The following is a 25,264-nucleotide window of genomic DNA, read 5'->3' as shown; positions in this document are numbered from 1 at the left end:
TCTATTTTTTCAAATTTCCCCTGCATTGTTTCCATATAAAAAAGCTGCCTTTCCTTAAATGAAAAGCAACTTTTACGATAAAATACATTAAGGTTTTACAGCAATAATCATAAATCTTTTTGAATTAGTACGAATCCCTTTTTCAAAACTATACGTATCAATGAACTTTTGTAAAATAGTAAAATCCTCTTCCTGTTCTCCGAATCTAGGAATAATAGGGGTATGTTTTAATAAGAAAATGAGATCTTCAGACCTACTGTAATAATCAGTAACATCATATTCACGTACTTGCACGAGATCAAATCCTGCACTAATAAGTTCATTCATATACTTTTCTTTTAAAGTACCATCCCGTTCACCTAAGCATTGCCCTCTACCAAATGCTTCTTTCAGGTTTAATTTATCATTCTCACTTACTTGTTGTGTTAAGAAAAAGGCACCCTTTTTCATTACTTTCGCTAACTCAGATGCCAGAAACGGGGCATGACAACTTGAAGCAATATCAAAATGTGCATGTGGAAATGTTAAAGCTTCAGAACCCATTTGAAGAAACTCAACATTTTGTACACCTGATTTTTTCAAGTTAGAATGTGCCGTTGCAATCATGCCGTTAGAATTATCAATTCCAATCAACAATTTAGCTGATGATGCTATGTTAAGTACATTTTCTCCTCCCCCTGTACCAACATCAAGTAAAATATGTGATGGTTTACACCTTTCTTTTACCTCACTATAAAAGTCCCATGTATCTCCTACAGTTTCACATTTTATTTTACTAAAATCCCATCCATTTAATCTTCCTACTTTATCATAGAAGCTTTTATACTCTAATTCGTTCATCTTATTACTTCCCCTTTGTAAAAATAAATTAAATATGTATAATAACCTACGACACTCCTTAATTATATATTATAAATTATTAAAACAATATTTCCCTTCACACTACAATAAGTTTACATAACATTTTTATGGTTTATCTTTATCTATATATTCTAAATGCCCTCTTCCCCAACTACACATACTATCCAAAACAGTACTGACTGTTTTTCCATGTTCAGTTAAGCTATATTCTACTTTAGGTGGTATTTCTTGATAAATTTCGCGTTTTATTAGTTGATCTTGCTCTAATTCACGTAATTGCTTCGCTAACGTCCCTTGAGATATATCTGGTATCAATCGCTTTAATTCACCAAAACGTTTCATTCCATCTGTTAGCAAAATAAACAAAATGAGTGGCTTCCATTTCCCACCGATTATTTGTAATGTTGCTATTACCCCTTTTAACTTCGGTTCTTGTAAATCCATTTTTCTCACCTCTCCTCAGATATCATAAAGTGAAACTTTAATCAGTGAGGGTTTTGTTCATCCCAAACTGATTATTAGTTGAACCAATCGGGCTTTTACGGGCAATTGATCTCTTACCTAACTTCCTTGCATTTTCCTAACTTTGAGGTGAGAGTTTTACTGCCCGTTAATGCGGGATAAACCATATTTAGCGATTTTTCCAATTACTTATCCGCATAAATAGCGATTAGTACGAAATTTACGACTATGTACATATAAAGTGCGTACTTTTCACTTGCTCCCTTTTAGCGAATAATAAAAGCATAGCACAGTTATATTCTAAATTTTTTATTAAAGGAGTGGCTAAAATATGTCTATTACTACATTAGAAAATAGTCGTATTGTTATCATTGGCGGGAGTTCTGGTATTGGATTGGCAACGGCAAAACAAGTAATTGAACAAGGAGCACATGTTATTATTGCAGGGCGTTCGGAAGAAAAATTAAAAGTTGCTAAAAAATTAATAAATAGCAATCATCTTCAAACTTATATATTGGATAATCAAAATAAAGAGCAATTACAAATTTTTTTCAAGACAGTTGGGAACTTTGATCATTTATTCACACCGGGAGCCTCTTACACACTTGGACCAATTACCTCTACAGAGGAAATTGCTGAAAGTAGCTTCATCGGAAAGTTTTGGCCTCAATATTATGCCGTAAAATATGCAATTCCTTTTCTTTCAAACTCTGGATCTATCGTGTTAATGTCCGGTGCATTTAGTCAAAGACCACTTAAAGGCGCACCTGCTTATGGAGCTTGCAATGGTGCTATTGAAAGTTTAGGGAAGGCTTTAGCTGTGGAATTAGCTCCTATTAGAGTTAATGTGGTTTCTCCTGGAACAATACAAAAAGAAAATGAACAAAATGAAAATAGACTAGTTGCTTACGAAGCTTATAAATCTCTTTCACTTGTACAACGAGCTGGATATAATGATGAAATTGCACATACTGTCCTATATTTAATGCAAAATAGTTTTACTACGGGTAATGTATTGTTTCCTGATGGAGGGTACACATATCATTAAATTATTTAAGACAAAAGCCCCTTATTACGGTGGCTTTTGTTGCTCATTTAAACATTGCTGAAATTTCCAAATAGATGATTACATTACTTTAGTACCAACTGGTTGGTTTTTAGATGATTCATTACAATCCGCTCATTTTGTACATTTGCAAATAAAATTGTGCTAGTAGTTGACGAATCGAATCTCGAAGTAATTTGTCTTGATATTTATGGATAAGTTTCCAAAGAAAAAAGGCATATAATTAATGCCTTTTTTCTTTATCATTATTTAACTGGATAACAAACTTCTGTAACCCACTTATTAGGATCCGATTCCATCGCTGGGCTCACATGATAAATATTAAACATCGGGCCTGCTAATTTGTAACCTTCTGTCTCAATCCATTTTGCCGCAGCCTCATTTACAGCTGTCATCTGTTCATAACTTCCATTAACTGTTATAGAAGCTATATTGGTTGATTTCATATTTTTAAATGTAACGTCTTTTGTATTTTCGTGCTTACCTAGAATACTTAGCTGTATTTCTATATCTACATCATTTTCTTTGTATTCACGATCATGGAAAACCGCAATACTATAACTCGGATGGGCAATACTAATATTTTTCATTTGAATTTCTTGCATTAATACACTCCATAAATCACCTTCGCAATTATACGATGGAATAATCTTTCTAACACTAGCTACAGTTCTTTCTGGAATTTCTTTTATTGAAACATGATAATTCATCTCAACAACATCCTCTCTCATCGTTTTCATTGAGTCTTCGAGGAGACGTAATTGTTTTTGGAGGTTATTCATGTCTTCTTTAATTTGAGCACTACGATTTAAAAATTGCTCTTTTATGCTATCTATATTATCGCATTCTATTATTTCTTTGATGGTAGCAATATTAAACCCCATAGCTTTTAATGTTTGAATTTGATTTACCTTTTTTAATTGGTCAGCTGAATAAAATCGATATCCACTCTGCTCATCGACTTTTACTGGTTGTAATAATTCCACTTTATCGTAGTGTCTCAACATACGTATACTAATGGAAGATAGTTTCGAAAAATCCCCTATTTTAAACATGATTTCCTCCTATAAGTTACATCTACTTTGAAGCTCAACTTCATCATAAACAATGACATTATGTGAGGGTCAACTATTTTTAACGATTTAAATAACAATTTAACATGTTATATTTATATAATTAAAAACCTATATTCCTGTTTTTATGACTACTGCAATTGATAACCATTAGTTATTTTTCTCAAGACATTCATAAACCGCCATCATATCTCGTTTATCCAACTCACGAATACGATTAAAAATTGGTATTTGCCCAACAGCTTCTGTTAATAAGCTCTCATCCACAACATCACTAACTTTTCCAGTTAACCACGTTTGTACATCCACGCCCTCGACAACTTCTTTTAACCCTTCGTCATTAATACCACTTGCATTACAAGTTACACATGGAATTGTTAGTTTAAAGACACCATCATGTAGATTATCTTCGGTTATCACTTTCTTACCTTTACAAAATGGACATGGATTACTTTTTTTAATTTTATTAATTTGGGTAACTATTTTTTTGTATCCAAACGCTTCGTATACATACGTAAGTTTTTTATATTTACCATTTGTGAAATACTTATCTATAATGTTTTCTCTCGTTTCATAAACATTAGGGAAATCACAAACAGTTACTTGATTATTAACACTAATGGATTCGATATTTCCTTTTATTTCACCCCAGAATGGTAAGACATTTTGTAACACCATTTCATAGTTTGAAAAGCTTGCTTGTTCTAATTCAAACATCTTCAGTGCAACTTGTGCTTTTCTTGGCAATAAAGAAACATCTTCTGTCAATGCCATATCGCCACCAACAATAGACTTCAATTTAACAAGTGTCGGTAAATCACCAACTGTTTTCACTACTTCATTAATAGGCTGATTAATTATTTCACGAATATCTACGTTATCAAATTTAAGTGGTTTATGATGATTTAAAACCGTCCCCTCGCAAATTGGACATTTCATCATTTTTTTTGAACTTTTAATTTCTTCTTTAATAGGTGCTTTTGAAATAACAATATATCCACCAATAATTGTATTAAATCCTACCCATGTTCTGCGTGTCTTTCCTTTTTTATCATAAAATGATTTTTCAAAATACCCGTACCAAAACGTATGCTTTTCTTCTTCTGACATATCATTATAGCTCTTTGACAAATCGTGATCAAGCTCATTTTTTATTTCTTCGAATAGAAATTCTATTTTTTCATGCTGATAAAATTTTAATACCTTCATGATTTCTGGATCGAATAGCCCATCCCAAAATGGAACACTTTTATCTTGAATGGCAATATCTTTATCAAAAACTTCAATTTGAAGACGTCCAGAACAAGATGGACAATGATTGTCCTGTGAATAGAAATCAAAACTTCTCGTATCTTTATTAATTGGATGAGCAGCTACAATATGATTAATTAATCCACCAATCTCATATAAGAAACTATATTGACTATATAAATGTCTTTCAAGATCAATAGCAATAACAGGTGCGATTGTATCAGATTCATATTCACCATAAATTAACCTAGCCATTGATGATAAACTTTTTAAAATACCGCCCTTATAAATATTTTCGGCATTTTTAAAATAGTTAATATGATTTTCTTCTAAATAGTGAACCCCTTTTTTCTGCTTAAGCATTGAAGAGATGTGTATTTTCTCTGTGCTATTCACATTACTTTTTTGACGATAGTAATCCTCATGATTGACAACATCCAAATGCTCTATAGATTCATTCTGCCTTTTTCCAAAATCAACTATATAATCAGAGCTTTCTAACATGTAACGATTATGCTCAATCATAATGATCGAAACTGATTCATCTTGCAGAATACCTCTAATACTATCGATAAATTGATTTAAAATATTTTGTGATAAACCTTTTGAAGGCTCATCAAAAATAAATAATGTATGTGGATTTCTAGTGTTTGCAAATAATTCCGAAACTAAATGAACACATTGAAACTCACCTGTCGATAATGTTTGTGTTTTTCTCTCTAATGTTAAATAGCCAAGCCCTAATTTAATTAGTAGGCTCAAACGTTTATAAGCGATATCTTCATTTGGAAGTTCATCAATAATATCCTCAATCGAGCGCTCAAAAATATCATCAATGTCTTCACTATACTTTGTCAGTTTCTTTTTAATATCTAGGAAAGTTGCTACAGTTGATCGACTTGTAATTGATTGATTTCGGTCTTGTCCTACCATAACTAATTTATCTTTTGGATATCGTTTCAAAAAATCTGTAGCTAGACATTCGTTGACAAGTGTAGATTTCCCACATCCTGATTCTCCTGTAACTGTTACAAGCCTGTTTTTAGGAATTTGAAACTCAGCCATTTGGATATTACGGCAATATAAATCATAGAATGTATAATATTCTGTTGGTATTTCTTTATTTCGATCCCACAGTATTGACTTTGGTCTTGGTGATTCTTCCACAATTTTCCCGCCATATTTTCCGCTACCAGGTCCAAAGAACAATTGCTCATCAGTTGTATCTAGTACTGTATCTGAATGATCAATAAGCCAAATTTGATTTTTACACCCTAATCGTTTAATCTCTTCTAAAATTTGTAATAAAGTTTCATGATCAAGTCCAACTGAAATCTCATCAATAATAATTACAGCATTTTCACTTACTGCCATGAATTCGGCCAAATAAAGTCGTGTTAACTCTCCACCTGATAACGTACCCATAATTCGATTTAATGTTAAATAACCAATGTTCATATTAATAATATTTTGCAGTATATGCTGTTTTTCTTCACTAATATTTAACTCTTTTGCTAGTGAAAGAATAGATTCAATACTTAAATCATTAATATTTGAGATTGAATGTGGCTTGTCCAACAAATCAATTTCATGTTGTTCAATTTCTTCACTATAACGTTTTCCCTTACATTTTTTACACTCAACATTTTTTGTAGTACCACGGCCTTTACAACCAGTACACCAGCCTAATTGATTATTAAATGAAAAGACCTCTGGAGAAAGATTAAATACCTCAGCAAGTTTTTCCCGAACCTCTGTAAAAACACCAGTATGAGTACCAATCGTTGAACGCGGATTAGACGAAATCGATGATTTTCCTAGAAAAAGTACTAAAGGTATTTCTTCCATCTTAATGGCACTAAAATTTGTTTCCATAATGTTAGGAAATAAATATTGATATTCAGCCTTTGGCAATAAAGAAACTAATCGTTTTTTTGATTCTTCACCAATTGTTTGGCAAAAAGTTGTTTTACCCGATCCAGATAAACCAGCAATTCCAAACGATTTATTAAACGGTATAGTTGCATCTAATTTATTTATGTTATTAGCAATTAATTGATTTACTTTCATATTAACCTCTATTCTTATTTATTCACAAAAGCATTTTTACAATATAATAATTACATAATGAATATTACCTATTATGCAATTATCCTCTCGCTTCATGAATCTTATCCTTGTATATTTCAAACCATTGTTGCCATTCATCTTTAGAAAATTCTTTCTCTTCTCCTTTTAAAACGTAAGAAAAAAGATTTAAACAAATATGCCAACCAGCTATATCTCTCGGTGTATGATCTGTTAATTCATGAATGTACTCTTTAAGAAGTAAAAGAGTACCATTTTCCTCTTTATGTATTTCAAATCGGACACGGTCTTTATCCCAAGTAAATTCAAGTACTGAGTTTAGTTGACATTCTAAAATATCAATGTTTATGAATGAACCGTCCATCATGTCGAACTTTATTATTCCACCAGTTTTAAGGCTTTCAATCTGTAAATTGGACATCCATTTTTTCAGCTTACTGTTTTCTGTTAATACAGACCAAACTTCCTCTACCGTATATGGAAATTCGCGTTCAAATTTTACAATATATCCACCAGTTAGTTTCCCAATTTCAGCTATCATTTTAATTGCCTCCTTATATAGAATATATGTTCTCATCTCATTTTACACGAATATAAATATAAAATAAATATTTATGTCAGCGAAGTGTTAATTTAAAGTGAATGGTGCTGAGAAAAACTTAAATATTTTCTAAATCGAGTTATATAATATTGAAAATTAAATATAGATTTGCGTACAAATAAAAAAGCCGCATTTGCGACTTATGAAATCATAGGATTAACTCCTGTTTTGTTGAATGATTAACGCTTAATCGCATCGACAATTAGCGATGGAAAACCAAGTTTATCGCCTTTATTTCTAGAATCATACCTTTTCAAACGGAAAATAACACCGTCGTTTGCATCCCATTCGTTGTAATAAAACCGACCATTTTCATCACAATATTCAAGTAAAACTACCTCGAATCCAGCAGTTTCAAACATTTTCGTTAATGTTATATAATTATGAACGATTTTATGACTTGCTGCTGGATGATCTTTCGGACCGGGTCCCCCTATTTGAACTATATTTTGATATGCCTCATCCTGAAAGAATGCATCAGGGACTCCGCACCGAATATGACCAGATGGTTTTAAAAATTCATAACAAATTTCAGCTGCTCTTACACCTTCTTCAAAAGTAAGGTGTTCCCATACATGCTCAGCTAAAATAGCTGAAATAGAGTTGTATTCAAATCTTCCTTCCCACGTAGCTTTATCTAGTAAGTTAAGTTCATCTTCTTGCGTTTGAATCCAACCTGGATTATTATTAAACACTCCAGCTCCGACAACTACTTTAATTTCGTCTTGTTTTATTGCCACCATGTTCACCTCTTAAACATTTTAATTCATTAATATATTCTATGTTTACTATTATCCTTCCTCCTTCAACAAATGTAGTAACATGAGTCCAGTACAATACCGAACTCATGCCCTAAAAACTCTCTAACGCAACAATCTGTCTAACTCTATAAAATTAGTTCATAATATACGATTTTTCTTACAGAAATATAGCACAGCAAACATTAGCATAATACCAATTACGTAAAAAATTGTTGTTCCGCTCCCACCAGTATTAGGAATTACCCAATTATTCTTCGCATTTTTTACTGTTATTTTTTGTGTCTTTACTGCTTCTGTAATTTCTATTTCTATTGGATCCCTAAGTAACATGTATCCGTTCGGTGCTTTTATTTCTTTAATCGTATACTTTCCAATTGCTAATTGGTTGGAAATTACCTTTCCTTTTTCATCCGTTATTAATCTACTAACTTCTTTCCCTTCTTTATCTAACACTTGAAATACAGCGCCTTTTAGCTTTAATTCACTATCCTTATCATCAACTTTTTCAATTTCAAATTGCCCAGTCGGATCTGGCAATTTCTTATTTTCTATTTTAATTTCTACTACTGCATCTTTTTCTATTTTTACAGTTATTTTTTCTTTTAATAATTCGTAACCTTTAGGTGCTTCTACTTCCACTAAGGTATAGTTTCCTATTGGTAAGTCCTTTGATATCATTTCTCCTTTTTCATCTGTTATTAACTCTCCAACTACTTTTTCTTTTAAATCTTCTATATGAAACTTTGCTCCTGCTAGTTTTTTATTTTTATCACTTATGTCTACTTTCACAAGCTTCATTTTCCCCATTGGATCTGGCAATTTCTTATTTCCTATTTTAATTTCTACTACTGCATCTTTTTCTATTTTTACAGTTATTTTTTCTTTTAATAATTCGTAACCTTTAGGTGCTTCTACTTCCACTAAGGTATAGTTTCCTTTTGGTAAGTCTTTTGATATCGCTTCTCCTTCTTCATTTGTTACTAGTTCTCCAACTATTTTTCCTTTTGGATCTTCTATATGAAACTTTGCCCCTGCTAGCTTTTTATTTTTATCACTTATGTCTACTTTCACTAACTTCATTTTTCCCATTGGATCTGGCAATTTCTTATTTCCTATTTTAATTTCTACTACTGCATCTTTTTCTATTTTTACAGCTATTTTATCTTTTAATAATTCATAGTCTTTTGGCGCTTCTACTTCCACTAAGGTATAGTTTCCTTTTGGTAAGTCTTTTGATATCGCTTCTCCTTCTTCATTTGTTACTAGTTCTCCAACTATTTTTCCTTTTGAATCTTCTATATGAAACTTTGCTCCGACCAATTTTTTATTATCATTATTACTATCAACTTTTTTTATTTTTACTTTTCCAGTACTAGGCTTGTTCCAATGTTGCCAGTTAAATTTGAAATTGTGAAATTCAAATCCACCAGTTTGTTGTACCGCACCGACAAATGCTTGTCCATTAATCGAACCGCCTTTTGTTTCTAATACAGCATTGGGGGCAAACACACTACCAACGACACCATATCCCTCTGTTATAATTTTTTTCGCATTTGGAAAAACCCAAATCACTTTCCCATATAGCTGAGTAAACGGGGAATTAGGAGAATATGGTTGTGATGTAGGAACTATATCTGTAGCCCTTCCAATATTGTTCGTGTCATATAGAATAGACCCATTTTTAAATGTAACCTCTGTTGCATCCGAATACATAACAATAAAATCTTTGTCCTTAGCATTTGGTAAAAATACATCTCTTATATCTAAATTAATTTTCCCTGTCAATTCTGATGAAACATAAATATTAGGATTGTTTATATCTTTTCCGATTCCATGACTCATATTTGGAATTGGGGTATTTGTTTTATATTGACCTGCATTTTTACTGACTTGGTTCACTATATTGCGAAATTCATTAAATTTCGCGTCAATTTCTAGTTTTTCTTTATAAACGATACGATCATAAGAGGATTGTATGATGCGATCTGGATCACTCTCTTTTGTCATTACTACTATTCCGTTTTGAATGATAAAAGATTCTTCTCTTGATTTCTTAAATTTTCCAGACAACAACAAGGACGGATATCCCTCATCAACCCATTTTTCACCTACTATATTAGATGTTCCCGCTGCAGCACCTACAATTGTATACCCCGATGCATCCATATCACCTTGAACTGCAGTTGCTCCTTCAATGTCGCCACCTATTGCTTTATGGTTACCAAAGACAACTGCATTATAACGCGATATATCACCTAGACCTTCTAAGTTTGTCGTGGATCCATATACTTCTTTTGGTACATATATGACAAAACTTACACTTAACATTAACAAAACAATAAAATGAATACTTACCAGCTTTAATCGTAGCCTCAATTCCTTTGTTCCCACCTTTACCGTATTTTTTCTATAGTCGAATAAAATGACATATTCACCAATGAGGATTTACTTCATCTTTTATATACTTTATATACTTTCTTTACTTATCTCTGAATTTCCGGTCCCACTTCCCATTAATGCAGGATAAATAAATACATTCTATCGAGTTAACCTTTTCTTATAAATTACGACTAGAAACACACATAACAATAGGATTGGAACTATTACAGTCCACTTATTAAATATAAATATCTCTGTACTCACTTTTTGTTTTTCTTTCTCGTTTAACTCCACACGCACACCTCGAACTAGCAACCTATTGGTGTTTACTCCATAAGGCGTACACGTAATTAAAGTTGTATAATCTTTATTTTCTACAATTTGTAGATCGTCCGTTTCGTGTGGTAACACTACTTTAATTTGATCTACTTTATAAGCAAGAACTTTGTCTAAAGAATGAATATAAAAAAGATCTCCTTCACTCAACTTATCTAAATCTGTAAATAATTTTGCTGATGGTAAACCACGATGCCCTGTTAAAATAGTGTGCGTATTTTCTCCACCTATCGGGAGCGAAGAAAAATCTAAATGACCTATCCCGCGGCTCAATACTTCCTCAGATGTCCCTTGATAGATTGGCAGTTTTATATTAATTTTCGATATTTCAATATATCCCATTACATCTCCTAAATTTAACGCATCAGCATATGCTTGATGATTACTTTTTTTTTCAGAAAATGGATCAGTAAATGTTTTCGTGGAAGTGTGAACTTGTTTATTATATTCGGCTGCTTCTTTTTCCCTACGTTCGACTTCTTTCTTTTGTAATGCTTTGATATTCTTATCGTAAGAGCTAATCTCAGAATAATGTGCACGAGTCGCCAACCAATTACTAATAGTAGGATATAAAAAAACACCTAATCCAAATAAAAAAATACCTCCCAAAACAAGATTTCGTTTCATATTTCCACCTCTGTATATGCTTAAATATCGAAAAGAGGGAAGCATTTTGCTTCTCCCCTTTTCCCATAGTTACATGTTCCTAAAATCTTAATTATTAGCAAACTTTTTTCTGAAGAAAACAAATGCCGCTGTAACCATTAACGTAAGGCCTATTACAGTAAAAAGAGTCGTTCCTATGCCACCCGTTACCGGAAGAACCCATCCACTTTTATTATTTTCAATTGTTAATTTAACCGTTTGATTATTTTCGCTAATCTTTACATCAATGGGATCTTTTAATAATTGATAAGAAGCTTTTGTACCATCTTCTTTTGTATATGTTGGAGCTTTCGTTTCGAAAATTTGATAGTCTCCATATGGAATGTTAGACCATTTAATAACACCATTTTCATCTGATACACCTGTTACTTCTTTTCCTGCTACAACAACTATTTTTCCATTTTTATCTTTAAGTACAAACTCTGCACCTTTTAATTTATTCTTATTAGCACCATCAATTTTTGTTAACTCAATTATTCCAGTTGTTGGAACAACAACTACAGGTTTAGATTCCTTTTCTCCAATTACATCATTTTTATTTGTAAAATCAATTTTTGCTGTATTTAAAATTTCCGAACCAGATGGTACTCCTTCTTTTACTTGAGATTTAATTTGCAAATGAAATTCTTTTTTACCATCTAATTTTGTGAAATCTTTTACTGTAGCTGTTACTTTTTGACCTTCTATAGCTACCTCTACAATGCTTGCATTTACTTCTGCTCCATCAATTTTCACGATTGGCTTTCCTTGAATCACTAAACGATTATCCAAAGTATCTGTTACCACATATTTTTTGTATTCCTTAATGTCTTCTGGAATTAATGTTTTAATATCATAATTATAATTAGTTAACGGATTGATTGGTAACGCTTCCAATTTTCCGTTAATCTTTTTATCAATTATTGGTTCTTCATAGTTTTTCACTTCTAATTTAACTACTGTACCAGAAGTAATAGTTCCATCTTCATTAATTGTTCCGGAGTTCTTAACAAAAAACTCACGTTTAGTTGGATCTATTACATAGCCTTTCGGAGCTTTTGTTTCTTGGAAATAGTATTCTCCATACACCAATCCTTGCACGCGAATATGACCATTAGCATCTGTTACTAACTCTTTTTTCACTTCTGTACCGTCTTTTTTAAATAAAGAGAATACTGCACCTGCTAATGCTTTTTCATTTACACCAGTTTTTATTAAATCCACTGCACCACGTTTAACCTCATTTTTAGGATACATGTGAACATCATAGTTTAGCACCTTACCCTCTTTATTCGTTAATGGGATATCCACTGTATACGTATTGGGATTTAGATTAACATGTGGAGGTCCTGCCACTTCTTTCACCTCATAACGTCCTAGCGGAATATCTTTTAATACAGCTTGTCCGTTATCATCTGTTACTACTTGCGTTGGAGTTGCTCCCATTACAGGTTTCACATCTTCTTTTACGATTTTCCCATCGTTTGAAATTTTTTCAAAAGACGCAACCTTTTTCACTTCAAACGTTACACCTTTTAATGGTTTCGCATCTTTTGGCACCTCTTGATTTGCAGAACCGTCACCTTCTAGTCCCTGCGCTCCATCTTTTTCTTGTTCATACTTATGAATCGTTAAAGTACCTTTAGATGGTGAATCTGCCTTTACTAATACACTAGACCATGTAGAAAATGTTAAGAATAACACTAAAAGCACACTAAATATTTTTTTCATTTCTCTTTTCCCCTTTACTACTTGTATCATTTTAAAAATCTCTTTATTACTATTACCTTCTTACAAGCAATAGTGTGCCAAGTATCAGATTTAAACCAATAACATAAAACATAGTCGTCCAACAATCCATTGTTTACAATCACTTATTCACTTTTCTTATCTTCTATTATTACGTTGTCTCTCTGCATGATATATGTAATTTTCTCCCCTGAATTACCCTCATATCTCTACTTCAAGACTTATTACATTGTTACATAATAGCTTTCACTGCTAATTTCGACTAATCACTTACTGTCAATCCATTCATTTCTCCCTTCCTATCCCTATTTAAAATCCAATCTTAATCCTTTTTTGATACATATAAGTAATAACCAACAAATAAGTGTGACGATTCATATTTTACGCTACTGTCCAAAACTATTACCTGTATATTCAAATAATATGTGCTATCCATGTTAAATTATGGTATTATTCTTAGAAGTTTATAACTTTTATTTATATTTTTTATTGATAAAGATTTTCCGTTTCTACTTATGAAAAAAGGAATATATAATTATTCAACTATCACGCATAACTGTAAGGAGGAAGAATATGACTAAAAAGCTCAGTCTAGTTGAGATAGAGTACATTTGCAATATGTTTTTCCAATCTTTCGAAATTCCAGTTTGTTTTTTAGATTGTAACAACAATATTCTTTTAAAATTTAAATCAAAAAATGATTCACATTCGTTGTATACATCAAAAATAGAACAGTTACATATGCTTTTTCAAAGAAATGATACATATAATTCTCCCATCTTCAGAACTCACGAACATCTAGGGCACTTCATTTTAATTCACATAAAGAGTGATTATATGGTGAACGGTACTATTATTATTGGGCCCATGGCACATGTAAATTTTTCTACAAGTAAAGTGGATAGTAACCTTAATTTTATTCCGAATTATAAAAGAACAAGAGACCGTTATTTTTCATTGTCAGTGAAAGATCAAAATTTCTTTGTAAATATAGCAATATTGTTTTATAACATTCTCTATAAAAAAATTTCAGATGTAAGCACCTTTTCAAATAACAGTGACTCAGTTCATATAAGTCATAGCAGAATCTTAAACGAAGATGTATATATTTCAATGCAAAAAGACGAATCCATTTATCATAATTTATATATAGAGCAGCAACTACTTAGATCTATAGAAAACGGGGATAAAGAAACCGTACTCAAATATTATTACGAATTCCAACAAGAGACTCTTTCATCTTTATCTTCATTCCATCAATTAAGACGTCATAAAAACATTTGTATTTCATCCATCACGCTCGCTACTAGATATGCGATAAAAGGGGGACTTCCATCTGGGATTGCTTACAAAATTTATGATTTACATATTCAAAGAACAGAAGATTTAAAAGACAAAGAATCTGTTTGGGATTTATTAAAAAATGCTTTTTGCACCTTTGCAGACCGTGTAAAGGCACAAAAAACACAGCAACATTCACAGACTATTGCTATTTGCAAAAACTATATTTTTAAAAATATTTACAATCCAATATCTGTTAAACAACTTGCTAAATTTGCAAATGTGAATTCAGATTATTTATCTATATTATTTAAAAAAGAGGTCGGTATTTCATTAATTGAGTACATTCAACGTGAACGAGTCGAAGAAGCAAAGAAATTATTAACTTTCACCACCTATCCCTTATCAGACATATGCGCTTCGCTTAATTTTAGCGATCAAAGTTATTTCACTAAAATTTTCAAAAAATTCACCAATGAAACACCTGGTAAATATCGAAATTCTCATGTTGTCATTTAGAGTGAAACTTCCATTAAAACAAAATGTTTTCAGTAACTCATCAATGGCAGATTAGAAGCACTCCCAGATTCATGAACTATAGGATTTATGCTTTTTCCAAACCAAAAAACACGTTACTATTCTTTTATTTTAATGAGAATAGTAACGTGTTTTTTATGTAATGTAGTTTTGTAGACAGAACATGATCCAACTACAAATTTTTATAGAAGCCAAATGCACCGCTTAACTACTAAAATCTTATTAAGTAAAAAATCCATATTTTGTTTTACTTACTTTCTACTTTATTTCTTCTGAATAATGAACTCTTTTCTTCAAACGAATAATCCCTACTATTATTTTTGTATCTTTCTAAATTTGCGAACAAAAGTGAGTACTGTGCCTGTAATAATCATCAATATGCCGATTGCTGCACTGTTATTTGTACTTACACCCGTCTTTGGAAGCTCCTTATATGTATACTCTTTTTTATCGCTATTACTGTTGTTTGAGATATTACTCTTATTTGCCTTATTAGCAAGGCCATTAGCTTTGCTAGTTTCTTTATCTTTCACTAATACTTTTTGTTTTGTATTTACGTCATTACCCATGGAATCTTTGACACTATATATTATTTCATAAGTACCAGCTTTAGTTGTATCTATAGTTCCTTCATACGCTACTTTAGAAGTAAGGTCACCGTCCTCTTTATCAGTAGCTGATACCCCTACCAACGGATCAAATTGATCACCCTCAGTAATTGAAGTTGTAGCAGGTACTTTTAGTATTGGTTTTTCATTTGTAACTTCTTCTCTAACTTTAACCGTTACAGTTTGTTTCGCCGTTACTTCATGACCTTTAGAATCTGTAACCGTGTACGTTAATACGTAAGTACCGACTTTAGATGTATCTACTCCACCATCAACTTTTACTTTAGAAGTAAGATCGCCGTCTTCTTTATCAATAGCTTTTACTTTTATCATTGGATCGAATGAATCTCCTACATGCATTGTCGCTCCAACAGGCACTGTTAATTTAGGTTCTAAATCTAATATTTCTCCATTTCCCTCTACAATTACAGTCTGTCTAGCCGTTGTAGTTCTCCCTTGGGAATCAACAACCAAGTATTCCACAATGTATGTACCTGGTTTTGAAGTATCTACATCGCCTTTATGCTTTACTTTATTTGTTAAATCACCATCTTCTTTATCAACAGCTTTTACATTTCTCATTGGATCAAACGTATCACCTACACGTAGTGTAATGGTAAACGGCACAGTTAACTCTGGAGCTTGATTTTCTGCTGTTTTTTCGTTTTCTTTCACTGTTCCTGGAATTTTTGCCGCATCAAAAGCATTTTGGACTGCTTGAACTTCAATTGAGTTCGTTCCATATTTATTAGTTGCAACTTTAAGGCATGCCAATTTCAATTCAGAGAAATTAGAAGTCATGTTCAATTCATCAGTATTTGCATAATAGAAAATATCAAACATTTTATCTTCACCAATACCATTTACATTTACACCGTTATGAGTACCGCCTTGTGCAATTAAATACGCAACTTTATTAATAATACTTGAGTTAAAATGAACGCCTCCATAATCCTCTCCATTTAAATCATTATATTTACTATAATCATCGGGATACGGTAGTCCTTCTGAAAAATTAATTGCAGTTGGATTTTTCATATTACGAAAAGTCGATCCAGTTTGTTCTCCTATTGTCCAGTTAAATTCCCCATTATTTATGTATTTCTCTATAGCCGTTCCCATAATATCCGATAATGCCTCGTTAATTGCCCCAGATTCTCCTGAAAATTCAAGGTTAGATTCACTTGATGTAACTGCATGTGTAAATTCATGACCGGCTATATCGAACGCTTTTACCATAGGATCTCCATATAAAAGCATACTAATGTTATTAATATTAGTACTAAATGCATTCTCCCAATTTTCAGGATCATTTGTTCCTCCAGAATCCCATGCATGTACCACTGAAACTACTTTTTTTTCTTTATTATCAAAACTATTACGCTTATATTTTTCTTTATAAAAATCATATACCTTTGTTGCTAAGAAATGAGCGCTTACCGCCTTTGAATCATTAAATGTTGTTGAAGCGCTAGTTGCTAGTATGCCAGGATAATAACTTTCTTCATTTGTAATATCTCTATAATTTACATCATATGTCTCAATTCCTTGCCCTCTTGTGTAATCAGCAAGCGCATAATTCCCACTGGTCTGTTTAGCAATACCAAATGTACGATTTACGCCTAAATCATCTTTTCCTGTTCCAGTTAATGATGTGAAATTGCTAGTTTTATTTTCCTTAACGGATTCAACATACTCTTCACTTATTTTCAAACTTGATTCTTGTACCATATCTTTTAATATATCGCCATTATGAGCATTCACTAAATAAGTTCCAGATACATAATTTGGTGTTGTAGCAGCAAATGTAACTTGATATGCATTGCTAGCCTGCCCATGATTTTCATCAACAAAAATAACCGCCTTAACTTCTGGTTCAGAAATAAATTTAATGTCGTTTCCGTACTTTTTATAAATATATTGTTTCGCTTCTTCTTTTGATAAATTAATAGGTTTCTTTAAATCTTCTTGTGTTAAATTTTGTGCGCTAGCTCCTGAAATGCTTTTAATAATACCTTTTTTATCTACGTGAGCAGTCAACTGGTGGCCATACACTTCTTTTCCTTCATATATTTGTTGCATGCGCACAAGTGTAGTTCCATCATAAGAACCACGTTTTTGAAGAACCTTGTAATCTACTCCTGTTTCTGCACTAACTTGTTTTGGAGACAAAGCATGCTCCGTATTTTCCTTAAGTGCATCTTTCACTACATTCTCTGGCGCCTTTTTTGATGGTTGTGTAAGATCACCTGTACGGAACGAATCCTCTTGAATTTCAACTTGCATTTGACCAGGTTCCTCTGCATGACCTACTCCATATGGTGTTACACTTGTTAAAACAAATCCTGTTGTTAATGCAACTATAGCTATTTCTTTTTTATTTCCCATGATATTTACCTCGTATAAATTTCTATTATTTATATGAAACTGCTAAAATGTATACAATCTATTCCTAACATAAAAAGATGACTTTTGTAATCTACAAAAGCCACCTCTTCAATATGTAATATCCCTAAAATGTTTTTAATACATAATTTCTATACAAAAAAGAAAAGAGCATTCATTAACGAGCATTTTGCAATACTTTTATTAGGTCATTTATATTTTCAACTTTCTGCTGAAACTGATCAAGTCTGCTATGTAGCAATGAAGGATTTTTATCTTCAGTTGAAATAACTTGTTTTAATTCATTTTCTAATTTATCATACATATCAAAGAAATTATCAAATTCTACACTTACAAGCTCTTCATTTTCGCGATAGAATCTTTTTGCTTCTATATAAGTAATATATGATTTATTTAAAAATCCTAATGAAATTAAATATTTAGAAGTATTTTCTTGATAAATAGCAATATCACATGCTATTTTAATATCAGAATAAGTCTTTTGAACGAGACAATGCAATTCAAAAATCTTAAACTTTAATCCATTATTCATTTCATCCCCTCCCATCGTATCTATTCTACATAAAATTAGAATATTATACAAAGAAAATTATTAGCATAAAATTGACAATTTAAAAAATAACTTAAGGATAAACAAAATCCCTCTCATTACAAATTATAATTGCGGAGCATTTACCAACATAACGGCTAAATAAAAAACGAAAAGAATAAATCTTTCCGCTCTTAGAGTAATAAATACATTTCATATTGCGCTAAAGAATTCTTTTCAAATCCACATTTCTTTAAAAAACCCTCCAATAAATTATTGTTAGGAAACCCAATTGATAAACTTGATAAATTTAATTCTTCTCTTGCTACTTCTAATAATTTCATCCCAACACCAATATTTCTATAAACTTTGTCTACGAAAATAAAACTAATTTTACCTTGTTCATTTACACATAGAGAGCCTTTTAAGTCATTATCGACATATGCACCATAAAATACATTATTTGTTTTTTCGATATAATCAACATCATTTTGCCAATTTATATGGAAGTTTAACCATTTCTGAATTTCATCTTTAAAAGTTGGAAATTCTAATTGTTTTACTTCAATATCCTTACAATCTTTATTCATTATTTTAGTCAAATCATTTAAATTATAATAAGAAAGATCGTACACTTTTTCATAGCCCAACTTATTATAAAAATGAATCGCTCGGTCGTTTCCTACAATGACTTCGAGAAAAAGTTGCTTACATCCATGTTGAATCGCCTCTTCTTTATGCAGTTCAAATAATTTTTGACTCACACCAATACCGCGGTAATTAGGATGAACCGCTAATGTTCCACAGCGCATAGTCTTTATACTTTCATAATCCTTTATACCACCTAATATTACGCCAACTGATTTGTCACCGTCTAAAGCAAGAAAAGAATGTTCTAGCAAATTACCTTCTGGTCCAAAAAAACGTTGTATAAAACCCTCTTTTGAAACTTCCATCTTAATAATATAATCGGAAAATCCATCTTTAAAAGCTTCATATACTAAATCAATATTTACTTCACTACACCTTTTATATTGAATCATATAAAATTGCCCTCCAATTGCTTGTATTAACCTCAACATGTACCCATATAATATATTCCATCTATTATAAATTTCAGCTCTTAATTTGAAATGAACGGACATTTCCCTACATATAACTTACTATTAATTTGTTTTATAACAAACTATCTATTATTTACTACATTAATCTCATAAACACGTAAAAAAGCAATTAAATGCTCACATGCTCTTTCGCATGCTAGCATTTTAAAGATTTTTTGTTCTTCTTTCGTTTTATCATTTGCTTGATCTGAAGCAGCTTTTAAACATAAAAATGGTTTTTTATTTATTTGACACACATAGGCGAAAGCTGCTACTTCTTGATCAACTGCCAATGCTCCGTATACAGTATGAAGTAAATATCTCATTTCTGAACTACGAATACGTTGATCTCCAGATAAAAATGTACCGAAATGTATCGGATCATACAATCGTATTTTTTTTATTCTTCTTACAAGTGATTTTGTTGTTTCAATAGGTGCTGTTCTACCGTTATATAAATTAAAAACATCTTCTCCTGAGCCAGCAGCAGTAACATCGTGTTGTATTGCGTTTAGTGCTACTACAATATGACCGTTTTTCACTTTGTTTGATAAACTTCCGCATATTCCTGTCATAAACAACTCATCTGGCTGAAACTCACTAATTAACAATTGTACACAACTAGCGCAGCTTACTTTACCGACACCAGTTACAACTGATATAATTTCCAGCTCATTGATAGTATGAAAATGAAATTCCCAAGCTGCTCTTTTTTCAAAACGTTCACTCGGATAATGTTGATGCAAATACGTCAGTTCTGGTTCCCATGCAGATACAATTGCAATACGTTTCATTACACGCTTCACTTCCCCTATTGTCATTTAAATAAGTTATCTATACTTTCTCGTTCATAATCTGGAATCCATTCTTTATATTTCTTATATAAATCTCGTATTATTTCTTTATTCTTCGCAATTACTTCACATCCTCTATCATCATACATAAACATGACAATATCTTTCGTTGCATTTATGAGAAATACATCTGGATAAGAAATTTCTTTTTTCCGTCCAAATCGAGGATACAAAACAGAGAAATCCTCATGATTAGCAGCTTGTATAAGCGATTCATATTTAATATCTTCCGCAAGACATTTTAAAGAAAATTGATATGTACAATATAATGTGAAACTTTAATCAGTTCATCCCCCACTGATTATCAGCCCTCACCAATCGGGCTTTTAGGGGCAGCCCGCCCCCCACCTATCTTCTTTGCTTTCGCTGAATTTTGAGGTGGGGGTCTTACTGCCCGGCAAATAGCGGGATAAATCTGCCTCTTCATCTTCAAATAGAAACGGTAACGTTTCTTGTCTTATATGAAATCTTAAATCTCTTTTCTTAATATATTTATTGTATACATTTATTTTCTGTGGAGTTTTTGTGTTTTCCTTTTTAAATCTATAAACATTTGTCACTACAAACACTACATCTTCTTTTGAAAATATGTCTTCAAATAAGAATTTATTATATGTATATAGCTGAGAAAAGTATTCCATATTTAAATCGTCGGTTCCTTCTACAATTTGATATTTATCTTTTCCAAAATCAAAATACAAATGATTTCCCCACTGAGAATATAAGTACGGTACTAATGTAACTCCTGGAAATGTTTGATTCATATATTCTTTTAATTGCATTTCCTTGTCCCTTCTACTGTACAATTCTTTTTAAATACCAATATGCTTCTTCTAGCCACGGATGTATAACTTTCAATGTATCTTTCCTTTCCCACAAATATGAAATATATACAAAAGCAGCTTTTTCCAAAGATTTTTCCAATCCTTTTTTATTTCTATTAAATATGGTGGTGTCCCCTTTTGATCCCATTCTATTTTATCTGCAACAAATAAAACTAAATCCATCTTTGTTGGGTGTTTACGCAGTGTAGTATGACAACAAATTGCATCTAATACGTCTTCATCTTCTACTTTAAATATTTCTTTTGCGATTACTCTCGATAGTTTTTGATGAATAATCATAGGAAACTTTCTTTCTGCTTCCTCTATTTCTACCCCAAATTCTTCAGCAACTGCAATCCGCTCCTCGTTCGGAAAAATGCCACTAATATCATGTAAATATCCTGCAATTGCTGCTTTTTCTTTATCTACGTGAAACTTTTCTGCAATCTTTTTTGCCTCATTTGCCACACGAATTGAATGTTTATATGTAAACTCTTTATTATATTTTAGTAGAAAATCTTTAATATCATTGTCTATTTTTCCAGTTGGAGCAAATGAATATATATCATTATATAACATAGAAAATCCCCCTTATAACTAACTTTCAGTATAATGCAGAATTTAAATATTTTTGTTATTTTATATTCGTTATTAATCTTTTTACTCCTTTTTAATACGTTACATGAAATTTTATACAGAATCATTGCTACAAGTACATAAATGTTTGATATTATAGTAATGTTGATGATTTGTAAGGAAAGGAACTACAAAATGAATAAAAACATATTAATTATTGATGATGATAAAGAAATTGTTGAATTACTTGCTGTTTATTTGCGAAATGAAGGCTATAACATTTATAAAGCTTATGATGGCGATGAAGCATTGCAAAAGGTTTCTACATATGAAGTTGACCTTATGATTTTGGATATTATGATGCCAAAGCGAAACGGATTAGAAGTTTGTCAGGAAGTGCGTGAAAATAATACTGTACCAATTCTAATGCTTAGTGCAAAAGCAGAAGATATGGATAAAATATTAGGTCTTATGACAGGTGCCGATGATTATATGATCAAGCCATTCAATCCATTAGAATTAGTAGCAAGAGTGAAAGCTTTATTACGAAGATCCTCTTTCCAAAACGCTACTTCGCAAAAGAATGAAGATGGTATTATTCGTATTCGCTCTGTTGAAATACACAAACATAATCATACTGTTAAAGTAAATGGAGAGTATATTAAATTAACCTCTATTGAGTTCGATATTTTATATTTACTTGCAAGTAATACAGGAAGAGTATTTAGTTCAGAAGAAATTTTTGAACGCGTTTGGAATGAAGATGGTTACGGTTCAAATAAGACTGTAATGGTTCATATTAGCAACTTACGGGATAAACTTGAAACAGTAATAAATGGAGAAAAATTTATTCACACTGTTTGGGGAGTTGGCTATAAAATTGAGAAATGAAGCATTTGATATATTAAAAGATATCCCTAAATGGAAACTTATTTTTTGGCTCTTATTAGCTATCACACTCACGCCTATTACTGAGTTAATTATTTATCGCCTCGTTACGAGTGTAATTGAGAGTTCACTTACTCTAACTGAACTTGGTAAAGAATTCATTCGAATTTTTGGTTATGAAAAGTATAAAGGGATTAAAGAATCGTTATGGATGATGATTGTATCTTATTTGTTTTTATTTTCTATTTTTTCATCCTATCTTTACATTTTTTATCTTCACGAGAAAAAACTTTATTATGAAACTTGTATTAAAAAAATGATAGAAGAAATTCGTTATATTGCAAATGGAAACTTCAATCATAAAGTTTCTATTGTAAATCATAATTATCTAGAAGAATTAGCAATCGGGGTCAATGAAATTGTTGAACAATTAAAAGTCTCCATTGATGAAGAAAGACAAGCGGAACAAGCAAAAAGTGAACTTATTACAAATGTATCACATGACTTACGTACTCCCCTTACTTCTATAGTTGGATACGTAAATTTAATCCATCATGATAATTATAGAGATGAAGTAGAATTGCGATACTATATTCAAGTCATTTACGATAAAGTAACTCGTCTTAATGCATTAATGAATGACTTGTTCGAATATACACGTGTTCAAAATAAAGAGTTAAGCTTGTATTCTGTCCCTATTGACATAGTAGAGTTACTTGGGCAATTAACTGTTCAATTCCGTATACAATTTCAAGAAGCAAATATAGAATGTCGACCTTCTTTCCCATCTCAAAAGCTCATGGTATTAGCTGATGGTGAAAAATTAGTGCGTGTGTTTGAAAATCTTATTATAAACGCTATCGCTTATGGAAGCGAAGGTCGCTATATTGACCTTACTGCTTATGAAAGCAATAATATGATTACAATTGATATAACAAATTACGGACAACCTATTCCTAGTACGGATTTACCTCATATTTTTGAACGTTTTTATCGCGTTGAGAAATCTCGCTCTACAAACACTGGTGGATCTGGACTTGGATTAGCTATTGCAAAAAGTATAGTCGAATTGCATAAAGGAACAATTGAAGTATATAGTGATGATGAAAAAACAACATTCACTGTAAAACTACTCCCATACAAATGTTAATATTATAAATAAAAAGTTCAATTTCTTATCATACAAGAAATTGAACTTTTTCCATTAACACCCAAAATTTAATGATCCTTTATAATTCTTTAGAAATTCTTTACCTTTTCTTTCTTCCTAATTAAGCATTCCTTTTTACAATACTAGTATTGATGTCATAATAGGAGGATCGCTTATGCAATTCTTAAAGAAATTCGCTATTTTATTATTATCTTTTTTTATTACTGCACTTATCGTTTTATATTTTTATCTTTATGTAAATGGTCCCATTATTCAAGCTAAATCAGCTATTTTAATAAATGCTAATTCAGGTGAAATTGTTTATAAAAAAAATGAAGAAACTCCAGTACAATCAGCTGCTTTATCTAAATTAATGACAGAATATATCGTATTGGAGCAACTAAATGATAGAAAAATACAGTTAGATGACTTCGTACAAATAAGTAACGAAGTTTTCCGAGTAGAAACAAGTCCTATACAAGTAACATCGAATGATAAAACAACGGTTCGTGATTTACTTCATGCATTGCTACTGGCAGGGAATAATCGTTCTGCACTCGCTCTAGCAGAACACATTGCTGGAAATGAAGATAACTTTACAATATTAATGAATAAAAAAGCAAAAGAACTAAAGTTATTACAACCATCTCCATTTCTAAACTCTACTGGAATTAATAATGATACAAATAAACAATCAACTACAACAGCAATAGATGCAGCTAAACTAGCAGCACGATTAGTAAAAGATTTTCCAGATGTATTGAATATTACGAAACTAACCTCTTACCAATTTACCTTCAAAGATTCCCAGGTTTTCAATACGAATAAAATGATATATTCCCTTAATGAAAACATTAAACTTCAAGGTGTTGATGGCTTACAAACTAGTTTTTCAACTAACGGTAATTATAGTTTTGTCAGTACAGCAAAACTAGGAGACACTAGACTAATTTCAGTAATATTAGATGCAGATGAAGAAAACATTTCATTTATTGAAACAAAAAAGTTACTACAGTATGGTTTTGATCCTTCCTCGTGCTCTGCACTCCAAGCGTTTAAAGATGCTGTTACATCTTGGGCAGTTTTGCTTCAGTTTAAAAATTTGATCATACAAACATTATTGGTTTTCTTTATAATTACAATTTTAATGTTTTTACATATACGTCAAAAAAAATCCGAAGATTTCAATTAAGAAATCTTCTTATATATAAAAACCGACTTGCGTTTGAGATGCAA

At 31.5% G+C, this 25,264-nt stretch carries 18 protein-coding genes and 2 pseudogenes; 5 read left to right on the top strand and 15 right to left on the bottom strand.

Going from position 1 to position 25,264, the window contains the following annotated elements:
- Nucleotides 1-87: 87 nt before the first annotated feature.
- On the bottom strand, nt 88-840 hold the full coding sequence (locus AC0ONG_RS11325; protein ID WP_016077656.1) for a class I SAM-dependent methyltransferase: 753 nt from the start codon (nt 838-840) through the stop codon (nt 88-90).
- Between the two features lie 126 nt (nt 841-966).
- A complete protein-coding gene (locus AC0ONG_RS11320; RefSeq protein WP_000365520.1) occupies nt 967-1,305 on the bottom strand; it encodes a winged helix-turn-helix transcriptional regulator in 339 nt (112 codons plus the stop codon).
- Between the two features lie 349 nt (nt 1,306-1,654).
- Between AC0ONG_RS11320 and AC0ONG_RS11315 the strand changes: the two genes are divergently transcribed.
- Nucleotides 1,655-2,371, top strand: coding sequence for an SDR family oxidoreductase (locus AC0ONG_RS11315; protein WP_000029094.1), 717 nt, complete (start codon nt 1,655-1,657; stop codon nt 2,369-2,371).
- 263 nt (nt 2,372-2,634) lie between these two features.
- On the opposite strand, the gene AC0ONG_RS11310 is transcribed toward AC0ONG_RS11315, so the two are convergent.
- From AC0ONG_RS11310 to AC0ONG_RS11280, 7 genes are all read right to left on the bottom strand, one after another.
- Nucleotides 2,635-3,444: a MerR family transcriptional regulator gene (locus AC0ONG_RS11310; protein ID WP_000472619.1), complete on the bottom strand. Its 810-nt coding sequence runs from the start codon at nt 3,442-3,444 to the stop codon at nt 2,635-2,637.
- A 168-nt stretch (nt 3,445-3,612) separates the two neighbouring features.
- On the bottom strand, nt 3,613-6,783 hold the full coding sequence (locus tag AC0ONG_RS11305; RefSeq protein WP_000867735.1) for an ATP-binding cassette domain-containing protein: 3,171 nt from the start codon (nt 6,781-6,783) through the stop codon (nt 3,613-3,615).
- 79 nt (nt 6,784-6,862) lie between these two features.
- Nucleotides 6,863-7,342 carry an SRPBCC family protein gene (locus tag AC0ONG_RS11300; protein ID WP_016077658.1) on the bottom strand — a complete coding sequence of 160 codons (480 nt, stop codon included), beginning with the start codon at nt 7,340-7,342 and terminating at the stop codon, nt 6,863-6,865.
- Between the two features lie 239 nt (nt 7,343-7,581).
- Complete coding sequence (locus AC0ONG_RS11295; RefSeq protein ID WP_000225730.1) at nt 7,582-8,145, bottom strand: class I SAM-dependent methyltransferase; 564 nt, start codon at nt 8,143-8,145, stop codon at nt 7,582-7,584.
- Nucleotides 8,146-8,301: 156 nt separating this feature from the next.
- On the bottom strand, nt 8,302-10,539 hold the full coding sequence (locus AC0ONG_RS11290; protein ID WP_042598166.1) for an MSCRAMM family protein: 2,238 nt from the start codon (nt 10,537-10,539) through the stop codon (nt 8,302-8,304).
- Nucleotides 10,540-10,701: 162 nt separating this feature from the next.
- Nucleotides 10,702-11,505 carry a class C sortase gene (locus AC0ONG_RS11285; protein ID WP_003270597.1) on the bottom strand — a complete coding sequence of 268 codons (804 nt, stop codon included), beginning with the start codon at nt 11,503-11,505 and terminating at the stop codon, nt 10,702-10,704.
- Nucleotides 11,506-11,592: 87 nt separating this feature from the next.
- The gene (locus AC0ONG_RS11280) at nt 11,593-13,254 is read right to left on the bottom strand and encodes an LPXTG cell wall anchor domain-containing protein (RefSeq protein WP_080117719.1); all 1,662 of its coding nucleotides are present in this window, start codon (nt 13,252-13,254) and stop codon (nt 11,593-11,595) included.
- A gap of 591 nt (nt 13,255-13,845) precedes the next feature.
- On the opposite strand from AC0ONG_RS11280, the gene AC0ONG_RS11275 reads away from it, so the two are divergent.
- Nucleotides 13,846-15,072 carry a helix-turn-helix domain-containing protein gene (locus AC0ONG_RS11275; RefSeq protein WP_153599239.1) on the top strand — a complete coding sequence of 409 codons (1,227 nt, stop codon included), beginning with the start codon at nt 13,846-13,848 and terminating at the stop codon, nt 15,070-15,072.
- A gap of 332 nt (nt 15,073-15,404) precedes the next feature.
- Here the strand turns inward: AC0ONG_RS11275 and AC0ONG_RS11270 are convergent, their stop codons facing one another.
- From AC0ONG_RS11270 to yqeK, 6 genes and pseudogenes are all read right to left on the bottom strand, one after another.
- Nucleotides 15,405-18,086 (bottom strand): M4 family metallopeptidase, encoded by a 2,682-nt coding sequence (locus tag AC0ONG_RS11270; RefSeq protein WP_016077663.1) that lies wholly within the window; start codon nt 18,084-18,086, stop codon nt 15,405-15,407.
- A 175-nt stretch (nt 18,087-18,261) separates the two neighbouring features.
- A complete protein-coding gene (locus AC0ONG_RS11265; RefSeq protein WP_001059020.1) occupies nt 18,262-18,636 on the bottom strand; it encodes a hypothetical protein in 375 nt (124 codons plus the stop codon).
- 191 nt (nt 18,637-18,827) lie between these two features.
- Nucleotides 18,828-19,676, bottom strand: a complete 849-nt coding sequence (locus tag AC0ONG_RS11260) for a GNAT family N-acetyltransferase (RefSeq protein WP_016077664.1) — start codon at nt 19,674-19,676, stop codon at nt 18,828-18,830.
- A 143-nt stretch (nt 19,677-19,819) separates the two neighbouring features.
- A complete protein-coding gene (locus tag AC0ONG_RS11255) occupies nt 19,820-20,557 on the bottom strand; it encodes a phosphorylase family protein (RefSeq protein WP_016077665.1) in 738 nt (245 codons plus the stop codon).
- Nucleotides 20,554-21,372 (bottom strand): annotated as a pseudogene (locus AC0ONG_RS11250) (DUF3885 domain-containing protein). The gene AC0ONG_RS11255 and the pseudogene AC0ONG_RS11250 overlap by 4 nt, the downstream one beginning before the upstream one ends.
- A 13-nt stretch (nt 21,373-21,385) precedes the next feature.
- Nucleotides 21,386-21,993, bottom strand: a pseudogene (gene yqeK / locus AC0ONG_RS11245) (bis(5'-nucleosyl)-tetraphosphatase (symmetrical) YqeK).
- Between the two features lie 192 nt (nt 21,994-22,185).
- Between yqeK and AC0ONG_RS11240 the strand changes: the two are divergent.
- The 3 genes from AC0ONG_RS11240 (at nt 22,186) to AC0ONG_RS11230 (ending at nt 25,220) form a co-directional block, all read left to right on the top strand.
- Nucleotides 22,186-22,881 (top strand): response regulator transcription factor, encoded by a 696-nt coding sequence (locus tag AC0ONG_RS11240; protein ID WP_001038807.1) that lies wholly within the window; start codon nt 22,186-22,188, stop codon nt 22,879-22,881.
- Entirely contained in the window at nt 22,871-24,028 is a 1,158-nt protein-coding gene (locus AC0ONG_RS11235; protein ID WP_001243304.1) for a sensor histidine kinase, read from the top strand. The genes AC0ONG_RS11240 and AC0ONG_RS11235 overlap by 11 nt, the downstream gene beginning before the upstream one ends.
- A gap of 175 nt (nt 24,029-24,203) precedes the next feature.
- A complete protein-coding gene (locus AC0ONG_RS11230) occupies nt 24,204-25,220 on the top strand; it encodes a D-alanyl-D-alanine carboxypeptidase family protein (protein WP_001160046.1) in 1,017 nt (338 codons plus the stop codon).
- The last annotated feature ends 44 nt before the right edge of the window (nt 25,221-25,264 follow it).

The sequence above is a fragment of the Bacillus sp. TCT6 genome (assembly GCF_056033845.1).
The sequence above is the reverse complement of the archived record's forward strand: the minus strand, read 5'-3'. Positions and strand labels throughout refer to the sequence as shown.

Coding starts and splice junctions, on each gene's coding strand:
- AC0ONG_RS11325 (WP_016077656.1), bottom strand. CDS start 840: ATGAACGAATTAGAGTATAAAAGCTTCTATGATAAAGTAGGAAGATTA.
- AC0ONG_RS11320 (WP_000365520.1), bottom strand. CDS start 1,305: ATGGATTTACAAGAACCGAAGTTAAAAGGGGTAATAGCAACATTACAA.
- AC0ONG_RS11315 (WP_000029094.1), top strand. CDS start 1,655: ATGTCTATTACTACATTAGAAAATAGTCGTATTGTTATCATTGGCGGG.
- AC0ONG_RS11310 (WP_000472619.1), bottom strand. CDS start 3,444: ATGTTTAAAATAGGGGATTTTTCGAAACTATCTTCCATTAGTATACGT.
- AC0ONG_RS11305 (WP_000867735.1), bottom strand. CDS start 6,783: ATGAAAGTAAATCAATTAATTGCTAATAACATAAATAAATTAGATGCA.
- AC0ONG_RS11300 (WP_016077658.1), bottom strand. CDS start 7,342: ATGATAGCTGAAATTGGGAAACTAACTGGTGGATATATTGTAAAATTT.
- AC0ONG_RS11295 (WP_000225730.1), bottom strand. CDS start 8,145: ATGGTGGCAATAAAACAAGACGAAATTAAAGTAGTTGTCGGAGCTGGA.
- AC0ONG_RS11285 (WP_003270597.1), bottom strand. CDS start 11,505: ATGAAACGAAATCTTGTTTTGGGAGGTATTTTTTTATTTGGATTAGGT.
- AC0ONG_RS11280 (WP_080117719.1), bottom strand. CDS start 13,254: ATGAAAAAAATATTTAGTGTGCTTTTAGTGTTATTCTTAACATTTTCT.
- AC0ONG_RS11275 (WP_153599239.1), top strand. CDS start 13,846: ATGACTAAAAAGCTCAGTCTAGTTGAGATAGAGTACATTTGCAATATG.
- AC0ONG_RS11270 (WP_016077663.1), bottom strand. CDS start 18,086: ATGGGAAATAAAAAAGAAATAGCTATAGTTGCATTAACAACAGGATTT.
- AC0ONG_RS11265 (WP_001059020.1), bottom strand. CDS start 18,636: ATGAATAATGGATTAAAGTTTAAGATTTTTGAATTGCATTGTCTCGTT.
- AC0ONG_RS11260 (WP_016077664.1), bottom strand. CDS start 19,676: ATGATTCAATATAAAAGGTGTAGTGAAGTAAATATTGATTTAGTATAT.
- AC0ONG_RS11255 (WP_016077665.1), bottom strand. CDS start 20,557: ATGACAATAGGGGAAGTGAAGCGTGTAATGAAACGTATTGCAATTGTA.
- AC0ONG_RS11240 (WP_001038807.1), top strand. CDS start 22,186: ATGAATAAAAACATATTAATTATTGATGATGATAAAGAAATTGTTGAA.
- AC0ONG_RS11230 (WP_001160046.1), top strand. CDS start 24,204: ATGCAATTCTTAAAGAAATTCGCTATTTTATTATTATCTTTTTTTATT.